Genomic DNA, 17,813 nt, shown 5'->3' with positions numbered 1-17,813 from the left:
AATAAATTTATATTTTTTTATATTTTTAATTTTTTTATTTTTTAAAATATAATAACTTTTAAATTCAAAAAAATTATTTTCTCTCAAAATATTAATTTTATTTTTTGATATTCAGACAAAATTAAAGTATAAAAATAAATAAATCTAATATTTTTTTTCATAAATTACCTACCTTGAAAGAAAAAATGTCAAAACTATTATCATCGTTTGTAAAAAAAGAATAAATAACAAATAAAAATTATATTTTTTTATATTTGGATTATAATTTACAAATATTTTAGAAAATTTTTCATAAGAAACTTGTAACTTCAAAAGAAAAAACATTACAAGACTGATTAAAATTATCGCTGTCATTTTTGTATCTAAAAATAGTGAAAATAAAAAAATTATGAAAAATACAATATAATTTTTTTTATTAAATTTTTTTCTTTTAAACTCAATCTCAAGTTTACTTTTTTTCACAAAATTTTCCTCCATCGTTTCAAAAATTTTTTTAAAATACAAATTATTTTCTCTTGAAATTACAAAAAATAAAAACAATATTTCTAAAATTATCAAAAACAAAGCAAGTCCATCCATTTTTATCACCACTTTTTTAATTTAATATTAATTTTATAAAATAATTTTACTACATTTTTTAATTTATTTCAATAGATAAAATTAAAAAATTTAAATTTTTTTAAATATTTTTTATTTTTTTTGAGCAAAAAAGTTAAATAAATATGTAATTACCTATATTTGATTAGATTTTTCAAAAATTTGACTTTTTTTAATATTATATTGTAAAATAAAAACATAAAATATATATTTTATTTAACTTATTTTAAAAATTATATAATGGGGAGCGATTTTTATGGCAAATAAAAACAATGATTTAAATGTTATAATGGATATTTTTGACTCAATCTCTGCAAAAACTACAAAAAATTCTAAAAAAAATAAAATTGAAACTGGAAATTCCAGTATAAAAAAAGAAGCCGAAATTTCTTCAAAGCCAGAAAAAAAGGAAAAGTCAATCGAAGATTTAAGAAAAGATGTATTGGAAAATGCTCAAAAAATATACAACAGAAATCCAAGACCAAAATATGTCTGGGAAGGTCAAGGACCAAACTATTATGACTGTTCAGGATTTTCCCAAAGTATCTATAAAAATTCAGGATTAAAAATTCCAAGAGTTTCTTCTGACCAATCTAAATTTACATCAAAAACTTTGAAAAAATCTGAACTAAAACCTGGAGATTTAGTTTTTTATGGGAAAGATAAAGTAAGTCATGTAGCAGTATATATGGGAGATGGAAAAATTATGGAATCTGGTGGAGGCGGTCGAAAAAATAATACTCCTTCTAAAGCGGGAGTTGGGGTTAGAATAAGAAGTATTGACGCCAGAAAAGACTTTAAAGGAGGGGGTTCTTTGGAAGATGTCGCAATAAAAAATAAAGTTATAAATAAAACTAAAGAACATGAAATTACTCAAAATAGTGATAATCGTTTTGAAGAAATTTTCAAATATCTTTTAAAAGTGGAAGGTGTTTATTCCAATGACAAGAACGACAGTGGTGGAAAAACAAAATATGGGATTATTGAAAAAGAAGCTAGAAGTCATGGATACAAAGGTGATATGCGTAATTTATCCTTAGATTTTGCCAAAAAAATCTATGAAAAAGACTATTATAAAAAAAATCAATTAGATAAAGTTAAAAATGACAAAATTGCTCTTTCCATTTGCGATTTTTCAGTAACTTCTGGTAATTATGGCGTGAGAAAAGCTCAAGAAACATTAAACAAAATTAATAATACCAACTTAAAAGTAGATGGTGTACTCGGTGAAAAAACATTAGAAGCATTAAATAAGACAAATCCCGAAACTTTCCTCAAAGAATATCATAATTCTCAAAGAAAGTTTTACAACAGCATTGGTTATGGAAAAAATAAAGTTTTCTTGAAAGGATGGCAAAATAGAGTAACTACAAAAGAGGCTACTATTAAAAATATGAATACTGATAAAAAAAACTCACAGTTATTCACTAGATAATTAAAAAAATTATTTTAATTTTTTTATCTATCTTCTAAAATTTGTAAAATGTGCCTAAAAATTTTTTAAAATATTAGGTACATTTTGCATTATAAAAAATTTTTTATACTAAAAAAATAAAAACAAAAAAGGAAAATTTGAGGAAAAATTTATGATTATAAATTATGGAAATAGTATAATTGCTAAAAATATCGAAAATGTAATTTTATTTGGAAAAAACTCAATGAAAATTGTGATCTTAAATATTATTCTTATCGTTTTTATTCTCATGGTTTTAAATATTCTCTACGAAATTTTTTTAATTTTGGTTGAAAATAATCCATCCAAAGTTATATCAAAACTCGTAAATGAATTAATTTTTTTTGGATTTCTATTTTTTATTTTAATAAATTGGATAAATGGACTCAACATTTTAGAAAATATTATTGAACCATTAATTTTCAAAAAAATTCCAAAATATATTTTTAACTTCCAAATTGAAGGAAAAAATTTATTTATTGAAAATGGAACTTTATTAAATTTGGATATTCTCTGGAAAACTTTGGAAGAAATCCCAAAACGAATCTATACTTTAAAGGATACTTGGACTATATTTTTAGAATGGATTTTAAAAAGTAATTTAGGTACTACGATAATATTAATATTATTAAAAATTTTTATGTATTTTTTAATTATTATATTTTTTAGTGATATTTTACAACTTATTTTAACTGTCCATTTAATTTATATCTTTTCAGGAATTTCATTTATATTTTTAATATTTAAACCATTAAGAGAAAATTATGGACTTATGATTCCAAAACTCCTTATTTCAAATTCAATACAATATTATCTAACTTTTATCTTAGTTGGAATATGTGTTGGATATTTAAAATTTATTTATTCAATTGGTGGAAAATTTGTATATATCGTTGCAATTTTTCTTTTGATGGGAATAATAAAAAATATAATAAAGACTATTAGTCAGATTGGAACAAAAATTTAAAAAGACTTTCTTAAAAATGAACTGAACTAAAAATCTTAAATATAAAAAATAAGATAAAAAGTTTAGTTCAAATAAAGAAAGTCTTTATTTTTTATTTAATATACATCTGAGATATATTTATAGATTGAGCTTGAGAAGAATCACTTGCACCTGACATATCAGAAATAAGTTTTGGACCGAACCAAGTTCCACCTATGATAATCCCATAAATTACTAAATTTTTAAATAATTCTGCTAAATCTAGTTGTTGTCCTCTGTATAAATTAAAAACTGAAATCGCAAACATAAGTAATCCTCCTGCCGTAACAATCCACTGAATCCAAGGAAGAAAACCCATTATTCCACCTAAAACTCTGTTAAACACTGTATTTGTTGCCATATTAGTATTTGTATTTACTGACATTCCCAAAAGTTGCTGATTTGCTGCATAAATTAAATTTGTTGATAAAAATATTAATAAAACTATTAATGCTGTAAAATTTTTTCTCATTTTTTCCCCCTTTAAATTTTTATTTTTCTAATATTTTATTTATGTTTTGTAAATCTTCAAAATTTATTTTATTTTCTTCATATTTATATTTTAAATAATCTTTATTTAAATTTCTTAAATATTTCTCTTTATCTTCTATTTTTGAATATTTTTCTGAATAAATATTTGATAAATTTTCTATTACTGACTTTGATGTATCATCTCCTGCTCCGACATATGCCAATTCAAGTTTTGATAAATTTAGCTCAAAAAGTCTCGTCCCATATTTCGAATTATAAAGATATTGCCTTTGTCCATATGCTTTATCTATCGTTGAAATTGCAATCTGTGAAAGATTGTAACTTTCATAAAGTTTTTTATGTGTACTTAGCGCATTTTCATTTGGCAAAAATATTTTTGTCATACATGCATCTTTTATCGTTGCAGCTATGCTTGATTTTTCTATATCGTTTAATGACTGTGTTGCAAAAACAACTTCAGCATTTGCTTTTCTTAAAACTTTTAGCCATTCTTCAATTTTCGCTTTCATTCTTTCATGTCGCAAAAAAACCCAGCATTCATCGAGAATAATCAAAGTTGGAATATCTTTTCCCAATTTTTCGTTTTCGATTTTAAAAAATAAATATTCTAAAATTGGTAAAAGCACTTTAGGTTTTTCCATAATCGCTCCCATTTCAAAAGTCAAAAAATTTGTATTTTCTATCACATCGCTATTGCTGTCAAAATAGCTTCCATAAATTCCTTCCTGCGAATAAACTCTTAGTGCCTCTTTTAATTTTGGGATTTGCACAAGTTTTACAAGTGTACTGATTGTTCGCATTTTAAATTCCATTTTTGCTAAAGACAATAGCGCATCATATATTTTTTTTCGATTAACCACATCTTTTGCCAAACTCTCATCTTCCTGTGCAACAAGTCCCATCACCCAATCCATAGCAAATTCCATATCTTTTGACTTATGAATATTTCTAAGTGGCTGAAATGCCATATGATTTTCACTTCCCAAATCATAAAATCTCCCACCTGAAGCCATTGTCAAAACTTTCGATGATGCCCCTTTATCAAATACAAAAACTTGTGCAGGACTTTTCTCATAATTTTTACCATTTTTATTGCTAAAAATTTTACTTTCGTATTTCAAAAAATTCAAAACCATCGTTCCCAGCAGAACAGATTTTCCTTTTCCTGTAGGTCCCAATACAAGTGTATGGCCAACATCTTTGTCAACTTTGTTATTAAAATGAAAAATTCTGTCATTTGTTATTGTGTCAAACAAATTTGGCGCATTTATACGCTCATCCCAGTCATTGCCTTCAAAAACTGAAGAAATTGGAAGCATATATCCAAGTGACTCCGAATTCATTGGACTTTTTCTCATATTTTGTTTTATATTGGACGGCATTGCGCCAAAATAAGCATCTTTTACATTTAATTTATCATCTAAGCAGGTAAAACCATGACGATTTATAATTCTAATGACTAAATTAACTTTTTCATTTAATTTTTTTAAATTCTTGTCTGAAATTATTACAGCAAAAGTGTAATATCCGTAAGAAACTTTGTCTGCTTCCAACTCTTCTCTCGCATATTTTGCTTCATAAGTTTTCTTAATTCTATTTTCGTTCCCATTGTCAATATTTCCATGAGTGTTATTAAATGCATTTAAAACAATTTGAATCATATTGTATCTTTTTCCAAACTGATATTTTTCAATATTTCTTATTGAAGAAATCGCTTCTTCTTTAGAAAGTCCAATTAATCTAGTCACACTTCTAAACGAAAATTTTAATTTTTCAAGTTCTGAAAATATTTGTGGGACGACTTCACTTGGAAATAATTTTATACTCACAACTTTTGTATACGAATCGTTTGCTTTAATTGCTCCATTTTCAATTTTCATCTGTGAACAGCTTAACCATTCATCAATTGGAAAACTTAACGGTGGAACTTTCAAATTAACTAATGGCAAATTTGGATTTATCGTTCTGTATAAAAAATTTAACAATTCACTATTTTCCAAAACTTTAATGTCTAAAACTGCATACTCAAGCCTAAATAAAATATCTTCCAATTTTCTGTTAAATTCTTTAATCAAATTATCAAATTGTTTCAAATAATCTTTTTTCTTAAAAATTCCTTCGTTAAACAAAAATTCATCAATATTTTTTTCTTTTGTGTAATCATACAAATATGAAATTGTCAAATAATGACGAATTTTATAAAATTTTTTCTTTTTAAAAAGCTCACTTCGCATTTTATGACCAATAATCGTAGGAATTGGAGAAAACTCACTTATTTTTTCTTCTTCTCTCTTAACTGGAATTTTTTGCGTTTCATAGTGAAAAACGACTCCACTATTGACTTCTTTCAATGTCTCGTTTAAATTTTTCAAAATTTTATCAATATCATCAACATAATCTAAATCTTTATTAATTATTTCAAAAACTCTAGCAAATCCACCATTTTTTAATAAAAGTGTATTTTTATCAATCATTCTTCTATACGGAATATAAAAATTCACGCTGTCATTAGTTGCAGTTAATTTAAATTTGTCATTAAAATTTTCAGAAACAAAAAAATTCCTTTTTTTATTTTTACTTTTCATTTTTCCCCTTTCAAAAATTCTCTAAAAAATATTTCGTGCTTTAAAATAAGAATTATTTATCTTCTAAATTTTGATTTATTTTTTCAATATTTACTGCTTCTCCTTCTGGAACTTCGCTAAATTCACTATTTTTCACTTTTTCATTATATTTTCTCAAATCATTTTCATATTGTGCCATCGCATTTTCATATTCTTTTTTTCTGTAATTTTCTTCCTCGACTTCTCTCAAATATTTATGCCATCTCGAAAAATAATAAAATTCTCTCACATTTTTATGTTTTTGCAACTGAATTTTTAAAAAGTCATTATTTTCATAAATTTTATTTTCTTCGTTTGAATTGTCAATTGAATTATCAATAATTTCTATTTCTGGTTTTTCATTCTGATTGCAAAAAACAAAACTTGAAAAAATTAAAAACAAAAATATTTTTTTCATAAAATTTTCTCCTTTCATAAAAATATTTTAATTTATTTTCTTTTATTTTTTAGAATTATTCTTAAACATATTTTCAAAATTAATATTATTTACTAAATCATCAATTTCATATATTTCTTCTTTACTATTAATTTTAATATTACTTTTTTTACTTTTTGAAAAAGATAATTTTCTTTCTTTTTTATATTTTTTATTTTCTTTTTAAAAAAATCTTCTTTTTGAATTTTATTATAAATTTCAATATATTTTTTTATTCCTTTGCTATTTTTTATATAATTTTCTCTACTTCTTTTATATTCTTCCAATTCTTTCTTATCAAGTTTTTCAATATTTAGTTCCAAAATTTTTATTTCGTCATAAATTTTTTTAATATCTTTTTTCATATTTTTTAGTGCAACTTTATAAGGAATATAATTATATGGATAATTTTTATATTTTTCTTGTTGTACTTCAGAAAGTTTTATATATCGCTTTTCTTTATCATAACAACTTTCCGTGTAAATATATGGAATTTTTGTCAAATCACTGTACTCTTTTTCCTCAAAATAGACAATTTTATCACTTTTTATCGGATTTCTTCCTGAAAGTTTAACTATTATTTTATCACTCGGAAATCTCCCAACTTCATCTGGTGTAAGCAAATCTTTTCCCAAAAATTGCTGACTTTCAGATTTTATAATTGTTCCAATCGTCTTATTTGACTGAGTAAACTGCTCTACTGTTTCCTTACCTAAAAGTTTCGAAACATAATTTGAAGTAGTTTCGTCATTTGAAGTATAAAAAATTTGCGTCTGACAATTTGACAAAAATCCGTTTTCTTTCCCATAAATTTTAAATAATTGATCCAGCGACTGAAGAATTAACATCATTTTCATCCCATAACCAGCTACATACCCAATTCCCTTTTCTAAAATTTCCAATTTCCCAATTGCTGGAAATTCATCCAAAAGCAAAAGCATTCTCCATTTATGCCCCTTTTTATTAATGTAATCTATTTCTGGAGTAAGAATATTTACCATTTGCAATAAAAGTATTTTTATTAGTGGAGAAAGTGAAGTTATATCAGCAGGTGGCACAACTAAATAAAGCGATATTGGATTTTTATAATTCATCAAGTCAAAAATTCTAAAATCGCTGTGATTCGTATTATCTTTTACAATCGGAATTTCAAAAATCGAAAGTTTAACTTTTGCTGAACCAATTACAGAACCTAAAGTCTGTTCTGGTAAATTTCCTTTTTCCATAAGGTATCTAGCTGCTTTTGGATGCCTTCCTCTTCTAATTATTTCAGCATCATTCGGATACATTTGAAATAATTTATTTCTGACATATTCTTTAATTTCTTCATCTTTTCCAAATTCTTCTATCATATTTTCTTCCTGCGCCTTCTGTAAAATTATTTCTTTTATTGGTGCCGTGTAATTTGGATCTGTTATAAAATCGACCACATCTGCCATACTTGCACTAGATACTGGCTTTTTTTCGCCGTTTTCAAAAAGAAATTTTGGATTTTGCAAAAATTTTTTATACATCACATAAAAAATTATTCCAATTAACAAATCTGCCGCCGAATTATTCCAATAAGGATCTTTTCCTCCGCCACTGTCATCTTGCATAATTATATCGACGATAAGTCGTACATCTTCCATTTCGTATTCAGTCAAAAATCTGACTTCTCCAAGCGGATTATATCCACACGAATTTTTTGATTTTGGAGCAAATCTTAAAATTAAATTATCAAATTTTTCTTTTCTAGCACCCGAAGTCAGCTGATAATTTTCTCCTTTAATATCAAGTACGACAACACTTTCATTCCAAGAATCAATAAGTGTTGGAATTATAATAGAAACTCCTTTTCCAGTTCGAGTTGGCGCTGTAACACAAATATGAGTTTTATTATTATCTCGCAAAGTTATTCCATTAAATCTTCCCAAAACCACACCTTTATCAGATTTTAAGCTCACACCAAAATATTTATCTTTTCCTGGTTTAAAGTCAATTTCTTCAATACCACCCCATTTTGCTGAACCATGTGAATCATTTTTTCTTTTTTTCTTTTTTAAAATAAAGTAAAAAATTAAAATTACTAAATTAAAAATTATGAGATAAAAAATTGCAAAGGCTTTTGCTTTTAAAAAAAATGGACTCTGGGAAATATAAATTGTTTTCCCATGATAATTTATTTTTTTTCCAGCAAGTGCAAAAGTTCCGAAAAATTTGAGATTCGTTTTTTGAGACAAAATTTTATAAATATAAAAAAAATTTTTTTTTAATATCAAATTAAAAAATAAAATATATACTAAAATATTTACAAAAAAATATATTACAAAAATAATTATAAATTTTAAATTAATTTTATTTTTTTTCATTTTTTTTATTCCCCTTTCACATATTCTAAAGATATTTTTTCAACCATTTCAAAAAAAGAATCTATGTTATGAAAATCATAAATATTTATTCCTGTACTCATAATTAAAAATTTGATAAACAAATTTTTTTCATATTTAAAATTATTTCTTTTCAAAAATTCATAAAAAATTTTTTTTACATCTTTTTTCAAAAAAATATTTTCGCTTCCAACAAAAAATTTTCCACTAAATTTTTTAACTAATTTAAAAATAATTTCTTCTTTCAAATTTTCAATTCCAATTCCAATTTCAATTCCATTTTGAACGGTTGATTTTGAAATAATATTTTTTTATTTTTCAAAAGTTTTTCCAAAATCATACTATACAAAATATCGCTGTCCAAATAAAAAATCAAAAGTAAATTATTTTTCAAAAGTTTTTCATTTTTTTCTTCAATTGGAAAAGATAAAAAATCAGGAATTTCAATATCATAATAATTCAAAATATTTTTTTCTTCGTAAAAACTTTCAATTTGAAATTTCATATTCAAAAAATAAAAATTTTTTTTTAAATTTATTTTAAAATTTAAAATTCTAAAATTCGTTATGTTTTCCCAAAGAAATTCACAGTTTTGAGAAAATTCATAATTCTTATACAACGAATCATCAAAAATAAGATTTAAAGTTTCATTTCCGTTCATTTCTTCAAAAATTTTATCAATTTCAAATTCGTAAGTTTCAAATTTTTCAAAATATTTTTTTGCAATTTTTTTTAGTTTGAAATTTTTTCTTATTTCAAAAATCAATTCTTTAAAAATAATATTAAAAATTTCACTTTCATAATAATCAAAATCCCAATTTTCTATTTTTTCTTTTTTAAAATTCAAAATTTCAAATAACTCAATTTCAAATTTTTCCCACAAAATATATTTTAGAAATTCCCAATTTTTTTCAAAAGTAATGTTATAAACATAATTTTTACTGCAAAATTTTTCAAAACTTACAAATTTTTGTAATTTCCCATTTTCAATTCCATCTTTTATTCCAACCAAAAGAATATGTTTTTCATCAATAATTTCATATTTATATAAAAAGCCAAAAGAATATTTTTCGGATTTTTTCGTTTCACAACTATTTATTAAATTTAGCAAATTTTTTATTATATTTTCCAAAATTTTCTCCTACTGTGAATTTTGATTTTCCATCGGTTCTATTTCTATATTTTGAGTTCTAGGATTTTGGTTAAATTTTGAAGAGTTCCCATTATTTTGTTGAATCGGAATCGGATTTTGCATAACATTTTGACTCACATTTCCAAATTCCACATCTTTTATTATAAGTCCCAATGGATTTAATCTAACCATCGCATTTGAATTAACTGCAACTTTATCCAAAAAAGCTACCATTGTATACTTAGCTTCTTTTTCAGGTATCCCATTTTGCGAATAAGTCGTTTCCTTAAAATTGACTTGATATTTGTCCTTGTCTATTTTAACAAAACTCTCAATTTCAACTGAAATTGATTTTTGCATTCTCAAAACTTCATTTGTGTTAGTTTTATTAGCAATAAAATCTTCAATTTTTGCTTTTGCCAAATTATTTACAAATGCCATTTTTTCTCTTGTCTGCCCTTTATAAAATTCGCTATCCCTGTAAACAGTCCTTATTTTTTTCACAAAATCAACCAAAAAATATTCAACTAATTTTTCATCAACATTTTGATTGCTAGAATTTTTAGTATTCAAGATTTGCCCATTGACGGAATTTTCTTTATCAACTCTTATAACATAAGGAATATAAGGATTTTTTACACTTCTATAAATTAATCCTAGAAGTGTTGCAAAATTTGTCAAAGTTAAACAAATTATTATAAAATGTAATATTTTCAAATATTTTTGAATTTTTACAGTTGAATGATACATCATTTCAACAGATGTCTTCATACCTTTGGAACTACTTAAATTTCCAAATTCGTATTTTTCACTAATTTTTTTTATTTCTTTTATATTCACAATTTTCCCCTTTAATTCAAACTTTTAATCAATTTAATAAACTTATTCAATTAAATCTTCCAAAATATATTTTTTATTTTTATAGTCATAACCTTTTACTCTCATTATTTCACTTATATAATTACTGCTATCCATTTTTTTCTTTACAGTAATCACAATATTTACAGCTTGTATTATTTCTTCAATTTGCGGAACAGAAGTTATCGAGAGCATGTACTGCTCCATTTTTTTTAATGCAGATTGACTATCATCAGCATGAATTGTATTAAATCCTCCTTTCGCACCAGAATTCCAAATTTTCAGTAAAATATCAACTTCTTCTCCAGTTCTCGATTCTCCAACAATAACAGTATCTCCATTAAGCCGCATTGAAGTTTTCAATAAATCAGCAAGTTTTACATATTTTGAAGTTGTAAGTTCTACTTTATTGTCACAGTCGCATATAATTTCAGGCGTATCTTCAATTATAATTATTCGCTTTTCTGTCCCTCTTAATTCGTTGATACAAGCGTTTGCAAGAGTAGTTTTTCCAGTTCCAACTCCTCCAGCAATTAAAATATTTGCTCCATTATGTATTTCTTCCACAAGTTTTTTTCTATATTCTTCCAAAAGTTTTCCAGTATTTACATAATCAGTCAGCGGAAAAATTTTAGACGGTCTTTTTCGCAGTGAAAAAACTGGCTGACCTTTTACAATATCACCCATTAAACACTCAATTCTTTCACCAGTTGGAAGATTTGTCGATAAAATTGGTTCTTCTTCAGAAATTATGGCATGGTTATAATCGGCAATTAACTTTATCATATTTTCCGCCCGATCTGTCTCCAAAATTATATCTGTCTTAAATTTCCCCTTTCCAAACATATCCACTCTTATAAATCCATCTTGATTTAAATTAATTTCATTGATGTTTTTATCTTTTAAAAGCGTCATAATCTCTTTTCCAAATTGTGAAAATATAACCTCGCTGTCTTCTCTAACTTTGATAATTTGTTTATATCTATATGGCAATTTTGAAAAAATTGAATCATAAGTTGTAATATAACTCAAATCTTCAAGTCCAATATTGTCAGGATTTTTTTCTAAAACTTCCATTTTAGTCTTTTTATTTTCTTTTTCTATTTCTTTGACAAAAACTTTTATCTCTTCCATTTATTTTTTTCTCCCTTTTTTCCCCTCTTTTTTTATTATAAATTTTCTTTAATTACAAAACCAAATTAAAATTAATATTTGCTCCAAAAATCCAAAAAATAAAATCTCCAATCGCCCAAGTCAATCCAATAATAAATGCTGCCTGAATAAATTTCATAAAAACGGCTGCCAAATCTGGTGGCTTTCCAGAAGAAAAAATTTCTGGAATAATTCCTAAAATTGCAACAATCAGCATAACTCCAGTTATCGTCCACTGTAAAAATTCAATAAATCCAAATAAAATTCCATTTACATCTTGGGTCACTTCTGAAGCGGTTTTATCTATTTCACCTGAAAAAACTGGAAATATTAGCAACATAAATATTATAATTATAAATATTTTTTTACTTTTCATATTTTTCTCCTAATTATTAATCTTTTTTTAATTATAACTTTATAATCTTTTTTTGTCAAGTTTAAATTAATTAAAAATTAAATTTTAAAAAAATATATAAATTTTATCTTGACTTTTTATAAAAATAATATTAAAATAAATAAAAAAGGGGGAAAGAAAAATGAAAAAAATAATTTTTGCTTTTTTTATAACAACTGTTTTATCTTTTACAAATGGTTTGCGATTTACAATGGAAAAAGACAAAATTGATAATTTAAATTTAAATATAAAAAATTCTCAATTTGAAAAAGAAATTTCCGAAATTGGAGATGTGGGTATAAAATCTTTTGAAAGGAATTTAAATACAGATGTAAAATTGATTAATAATCCGAAAAATAAAAAAACTCTATTAAACAATTTGCTCAACAAAATAATAAGAGAATCGAATACTTACTTGGGAACTCCATATTTATGGGGTGGAACTACAAGAAATGGAATTGACTGCTCAGCTTTTGTAAAAAATGTCTATTTATCAGTGGGGATTAAACTTCCAAGAGTTTCACAAAATCAAGCAAAGGTTGGAAAAACTATTACACTAGATAAAATAAGAAAAGGCGATTTGATTTTTTTTGAAACGGACAAAAATCGTCCAAATACAGTTTCACATGTGGGAATTTATTTAGGAAGTGGAAATTTAATTCATGCTTCCAGTAAAAATAAAAAGGTTGTTATTGTTCCACTTAATCAAGGATATTTTTTGTCAAAAATTGTTATAATAAAAAGGATTGTAGATGTTTTATAAAAATAAAGATAGAATAATAGACAAAATGTTTGAATATTTAAAAGATAATTTTTTTGATAACGAATTATTATTATTTCATAATTTTAACGATTTAAACTTAAATTACAATTTTGAAACAAAAAAATATTTGAATGAAAATTTTATTTTTCAAAATATAAATAAAATATTTTTACAGAATAAAATTTCTGAAATAAAAAATTTTGAAAAAAAATTTAATTTTTTAGAATTTGAAAACTTTAAACAAATTTTTGAATATAATTTTGAAAAAGATTTAAAAAGAGAATTTAAAAATAATTCAAAAAATAAATTTAATGATTTTGATAATTTAAAAAAACTTTTTTCAAAAAAGAAAAATATTTCAAAATTATCTTTAAAATATTCTATTGATTCAATAAATAAAATAAAATTTTATAATTTTTTTGAATTAAATATTTTAAAAAACGAAAATTTTGATAATTTAAAAAAATATAAAAAAGAAAAAAAAATTTTTGAATATGAATACTCTTTTTATATTTTTAATTTAAAAAACAATTTTTTGAATTTAAAAATTTTTCTTAAAAAAAGACAAAAAAATATAAATTCTATAAATTTAAAAAATCAAAAAATTTTGGATGAAAACTTTAAAAATATTTCGAATAATTTCATAAAATTAAATTTTCTTTACGAAATAAAAAAAAATAAAATTGATATTGAAAATATGAAAATAATTAGTCAATTTCCAGAATATTTAAACAGATAATTATATTAAAAAAAATAACTCTAACAATTTCATTTTGAGTTATTTTTTATTTTTAAAAATTTTTTAAATTATAAATTTTTTATTTTGTTAAATGGCATTTTAAATTCTCCAAAAATTTCTGTCCCCTTCAATCCAAATACTTTTCCAGAATAAATTGATTTTCCAATTTCTCTTATTTTTGTTAAAAGCAAAACTGCAATATAAAGCGTAAATATCAACTCAAATAACTTTGAGATGCTGCTGATTCCACTTTTTTCAATTTTATCAGTTAGTGAAAAACTAATTCCAGCTAATAAAAATAGCACAATAACATTTGTTATCGCATAAATTACCGCTCCAACTACTCCAGTTCCGATATTTCTTGTAACTTTTAAAACTGAAAATATAATGATACACATCGAAAAACAACCAATTACTAAATAATCAATTAAAATTGACATTATTTCAATAACTGCCTTAAAAATAAAATATAAAAATAAAATTCCAGAAAATAGCAAAATTAACGGCATTATATTATTGACAACTCCTTGTATATTAAACATCATTTTTATTCCTTGAACCATAATTGAAAATGGAACATCAAATAATTTTGTTAAATAATTTGGCAAATTTTTTATGTCAAAATTTTGTCCCGATAACATTCCGCCAATTTTCATTGAAAAATTAAATAATGCTCCAGTATAAAAATTCCAAAAAAAACTGTTTGCCAAAAATGAAAAAATAATTCCAATAACTGCAATTTTAGGAATCATATTTTTTAAAATTTGAATTATTATACTTGAATTTATATTTTCAATTTCTAAAATACTTTTAAGAATTCCAATTAAAATTTCAGTAATTCCCATAAGTAAAAGAAAAGCTGCCAAAACATTTGAAAGTATCCTCCCAACATTGTCAGTGATATTTCCAACTATTTTAAATAAATTTATAATTATTTTACTTCGAACATCTTTTGTGTCTTCCATTTTTCCAATTGGAGATTTTTCATAATTTAAATTTTTTATATAACCATTATTTCCATTGCTTATATTTTTAATTTCTCTCGTTTCATTTGCCATAAATGCTGCTACAGCAATAATTTCCCAATATTTTAACTCTATTTTATCCCACATAATCGGCTTTGTGCCAATGTCATTTTCATAATTTAAATTTGAAGATTTTATTGCATTGACAGCTATTCCAATGTTATATGCTGAAATTCCAGTCGCAGCAGTTGATAAAATTGTACCAAAATTAAAAATAGCTTCTTCATCAAAATTTTGATTTTGAAAATTATTTCTTTCAAGACTTTGAATTTTCCCAAAAGTATTTGTTGCTGCCAAAAAAATTCCAATAGTTAAAATTAACAATGTCATTTTTTTTATTTTCATTTTTTATCTTTTCCCTTCTTCTCACTTTTTCGCTGATCTTTTTTCAAATAAATTATTTTTATTCTTTACTTTTATTTTTAAATCTTTATTTTCTCTCTTCTTATCACTTTTTCTCTGATTTTTTTAGATAAACTATTTTTATTCTTTACTTCTATTTCTAAATCTTTATTTTCTCTCTTCTTATCACTTTTTCTCTGATTTTTTTAGATAAACTATTTTTATTCTTTACTTCTATTTCTAAATCTTTATTTTTTTTTGTTTTTTTCATTTTTTTTATCTTTTTCATTAAATTTCAAATTTTCTTCTTTTTCTTTTTTACTTTCTTTCTCTTTTCCGATTCCCGCTCCGTCCAAAATTGAATTTACAACATTACTTATATTCCACATAATTTTTTGTAAAACTAAAATAATAACTGAAAAAGCTGCAATTCCATCAATACTGCTCGAAATTGATATTATATTTAAAATTTGATAAGTAATTCCCATTATTGCAACTGAAATAAATAATGTGACTGCTTGTTTTATAATTAATTTTATTCCTTCAAATCCAATTTTTTTTGTCGAATCCAAAGTTAAAAAAATTAAATATATTGTTGATACTGAAGAGAGTATCAAAGCTGTAAAAATATTTCCCACAAATTTTGATAAAATTCTACTTATTATCCACATGCAAAAAATTAATATCATTATTTTTATAATCATTTCAAAAATTCCAGATAAAGTCATTTTTTGTAAAATATCTTTTAAAACTTCAAATGGCTTTGTCAAAAATATTTTTGAAATTTTTCCAGGCGTTGTATACAAAAAACTTGTATCTCCAAAAAACAAAATTCCAAATTTATAAAACATCGAAAAAATACTTTCGACAAAATATGTTAAAAAAGTTCCAGAAAATATTTTATTTTTATAAAACTGATTTTTTCCAAAACCAAATTTTAATGAATAATGAACTGGTGTAACAAGTACAAAAGAAATAAAAAGATTTATTACAAAAGTTGGAATTATCATTTTAAATATTCCATAAATATCAATTTGTCCAACATTTTTTAAAATTATTTGCAAAATATTTATAATCATGAAAAAAAGTAAAATATATCCAAAAATTTGACTTATTTTAAATGAAATTCCACGATATAAAATAATTCCACCAAAATAAATTGAATCAATAAAGTTTGAGACTATATCATTTCCTTTTAATGTATACTCTTTAAATATTTTACTAAAAGTATCGGATTCAAAATTTGCGAACAATGTTGAATTTACTAAAAATATTAATATTAAAATAAATCTTTTTATAAAAAAATTTTTTATTTTCATAAATTCTCCTCTTAAAAACTATCTGCCAAACTTTGTGCCACTCCATAAACAATATTTTGCAAAAAACTTATACACAAAAATATTTTTATCATATTTACCAAATTAAAAGGCGTAATAATAACTCCATTTTTTATCACTGCTTCTCCCAAATTTTGAATTGCCATCGAAAGCAAAATTGCAACTGCAAAATTTACAAGATATTGTAAAAATCCACTTATTATTATTTCCAAAGTATTAAGTGCTTTATCTCTTGTAATTTCATGCATTCCAAAAATCATATAAAATAATCCAACTGAAGTTGAGACAATAAACGATAATGTGCTAAAAAACATATTTAAAACTATTTTTAAAAGTGTCAAAATCGTCATAAGTCCCATTCCTGCCGTAAGCGGACGAAAAAATACAGTTTGTATAATCATTCTTGAAATAGAAAATAACATTCCAAATGTATTTAGTGAATTTGTAACAATTTCTTCGGGATTTGTAAACCATTGCAAAATCGTTTTCCAAATTGTTCCAAAAAACCCAAAAAGTCCTCCAATCGCATTAGGTTGAGCCAAAATTCCATTTCCATAACTTGCTACAATCAAAGGAATTCCCTTTTTAAAAATGTGAATGGCTAAATCAGCATAAGTTAAATATTTTCCATTTTTCATAAAAATATTACTCGCTTTTATAAAGTCACTATAAATATAAGTCGGCAATTTAAATAAAAAAACTGGCACAATAATTTTTTTCATAATTACTGGATATATTGCAACAAATACAAAATATGGAGATTTTAAACTAATTTCAACTAAAATATTTTTTACAATTTCTTCAATTGAACCACTAAATCCATTTTTTAAAATTTTCCATAAAATATTTATGACAATTAAAAAAATCATAACGGACATAATTATTCTCGAAAGTTCAACTTCGCCATTATTTAAAATTGAAAAAAAATCTGTCGTTCCAGATGAAATTTTATTTTTTATCAAATCTAAACCAGATTTCCCTAAATCGTTTTCATTCAAAATCTCAATTTCAATTTTTTTAAACAAAAAAATTTTCAAAATTCCTTTTATAAATCTAAAAAAATTTATAGCACAAAGCAATTATCTCTCCTTTCTTTTATTTTTTTATTTTAAAATTTTATTTTTTTAATTTATTAA

At 23.6% G+C, this 17,813-nt stretch carries 17 protein-coding genes; 4 read left to right on the top strand and 13 right to left on the bottom strand.

What is annotated here, in order from left to right:
* Positions 1-168 precede the first annotated feature (168 nt).
* A complete protein-coding gene (locus J5A73_RS01170) occupies positions 169-588 on the bottom strand; it encodes a hypothetical protein (RefSeq protein ID WP_211615896.1) in 420 nt (139 codons plus the stop codon).
* A 265-nt stretch (positions 589-853) separates the two neighbouring features.
* Between J5A73_RS01170 and J5A73_RS10385 the strand changes: the two genes are divergently transcribed.
* Positions 854-2,032, top strand: a complete 1,179-nt coding sequence (locus tag J5A73_RS10385; RefSeq protein ID WP_249069325.1) for an NlpC/P60 family protein — start codon at positions 854-856, stop codon at positions 2,030-2,032.
* Between the two features lie 151 nt (positions 2,033-2,183).
* The gene (locus J5A73_RS01160; protein ID WP_211615895.1) at positions 2,184-3,017 is read left to right on the top strand and encodes a hypothetical protein; all 834 of its coding nucleotides are present in this window, start codon (positions 2,184-2,186) and stop codon (positions 3,015-3,017) included.
* A 91-nt stretch (positions 3,018-3,108) separates the two neighbouring features.
* On the opposite strand, the gene J5A73_RS01155 is transcribed toward J5A73_RS01160, so the two are convergent.
* The 9 genes from J5A73_RS01155 to J5A73_RS01115 form a co-directional block, all read right to left on the bottom strand.
* A complete protein-coding gene (locus tag J5A73_RS01155) occupies positions 3,109-3,507 on the bottom strand; it encodes a hypothetical protein (RefSeq protein ID WP_211615894.1) in 399 nt (132 codons plus the stop codon).
* Between the two features lie 19 nt (positions 3,508-3,526).
* Positions 3,527-6,112, bottom strand: coding sequence for a transporter (locus J5A73_RS01150; protein ID WP_211615891.1), 2,586 nt, complete (start codon positions 6,110-6,112; stop codon positions 3,527-3,529).
* 52 nt (positions 6,113-6,164) lie between these two features.
* Complete coding sequence (locus J5A73_RS01145) at positions 6,165-6,548, bottom strand: hypothetical protein (RefSeq protein WP_211615889.1); 384 nt, start codon at positions 6,546-6,548, stop codon at positions 6,165-6,167.
* 92 nt (positions 6,549-6,640) lie between these two features.
* The gene (locus J5A73_RS01140) at positions 6,641-8,788 is read right to left on the bottom strand and encodes a type IV secretory system conjugative DNA transfer family protein (protein WP_211615887.1); all 2,148 of its coding nucleotides are present in this window, start codon (positions 8,786-8,788) and stop codon (positions 6,641-6,643) included.
* 134 nt (positions 8,789-8,922) lie between these two features.
* Positions 8,923-9,183, bottom strand: a complete 261-nt coding sequence (locus J5A73_RS01135; RefSeq protein ID WP_211615885.1) for a hypothetical protein — start codon at positions 9,181-9,183, stop codon at positions 8,923-8,925.
* Positions 9,180-10,067, bottom strand: a complete 888-nt coding sequence (locus J5A73_RS01130) for a hypothetical protein (RefSeq protein WP_211615883.1) — start codon at positions 10,065-10,067, stop codon at positions 9,180-9,182. Before J5A73_RS01130 ends, J5A73_RS01135 begins: the two co-directional genes overlap by 4 nt.
* 9 nt (positions 10,068-10,076) lie before the next feature.
* Positions 10,077-10,907, bottom strand: a complete 831-nt coding sequence (locus tag J5A73_RS01125) for a type IV secretion system protein (protein WP_211615881.1) — start codon at positions 10,905-10,907, stop codon at positions 10,077-10,079.
* Between the two features lie 42 nt (positions 10,908-10,949).
* Positions 10,950-12,059, bottom strand: coding sequence for an ATPase, T2SS/T4P/T4SS family (locus tag J5A73_RS01120; RefSeq protein WP_211615879.1), 1,110 nt, complete (start codon positions 12,057-12,059; stop codon positions 10,950-10,952).
* Positions 12,060-12,111: 52 nt separating this feature from the next.
* A complete protein-coding gene (locus J5A73_RS01115; protein ID WP_211615877.1) occupies positions 12,112-12,453 on the bottom strand; it encodes a hypothetical protein in 342 nt (113 codons plus the stop codon).
* Between the two features lie 160 nt (positions 12,454-12,613).
* On the opposite strand from J5A73_RS01115, the gene J5A73_RS01110 reads away from it, so the two are divergent.
* Both J5A73_RS01110 and J5A73_RS01105 read left to right on the top strand, forming a co-directional pair.
* A complete protein-coding gene (locus J5A73_RS01110) occupies positions 12,614-13,234 on the top strand; it encodes a C40 family peptidase (protein ID WP_211615875.1) in 621 nt (206 codons plus the stop codon).
* The gene (locus J5A73_RS01105) at positions 13,224-13,973 is read left to right on the top strand and encodes a hypothetical protein (RefSeq protein ID WP_211615873.1); all 750 of its coding nucleotides are present in this window, start codon (positions 13,224-13,226) and stop codon (positions 13,971-13,973) included. The genes J5A73_RS01110 and J5A73_RS01105 overlap by 11 nt, the downstream gene beginning before the upstream one ends.
* Before the next feature lie 99 nt (positions 13,974-14,072).
* On the opposite strand, the gene J5A73_RS10740 is transcribed toward J5A73_RS01105, so the two are convergent.
* From J5A73_RS10740 to J5A73_RS01090, 3 genes are all read right to left on the bottom strand, one after another.
* On the bottom strand, positions 14,073-14,132 hold the full coding sequence (locus J5A73_RS10740) for a hypothetical protein (RefSeq protein ID WP_371813422.1): 60 nt from the start codon (positions 14,130-14,132) through the stop codon (positions 14,073-14,075).
* A gap of 1,456 nt (positions 14,133-15,588) precedes the next feature.
* The gene (locus tag J5A73_RS01095; RefSeq protein WP_211615871.1) at positions 15,589-16,659 is read right to left on the bottom strand and encodes a hypothetical protein; all 1,071 of its coding nucleotides are present in this window, start codon (positions 16,657-16,659) and stop codon (positions 15,589-15,591) included.
* A gap of 11 nt (positions 16,660-16,670) precedes the next feature.
* Positions 16,671-17,756 (bottom strand): hypothetical protein, encoded by a 1,086-nt coding sequence (locus J5A73_RS01090; RefSeq protein ID WP_211615869.1) that lies wholly within the window; start codon positions 17,754-17,756, stop codon positions 16,671-16,673.
* Between the last annotated feature and the right edge of the window lie 57 nt (positions 17,757-17,813).

It is taken from the genome of Leptotrichia sp. oral taxon 218 (assembly GCF_018128225.1).
Taxonomy (GTDB): Bacteria; Fusobacteriota; Fusobacteriia; order Fusobacteriales; family Leptotrichiaceae; genus Leptotrichia.
The sequence above is the reverse complement of the archived record's forward strand: the minus strand, read 5'-3'. Positions and strand labels throughout refer to the sequence as shown.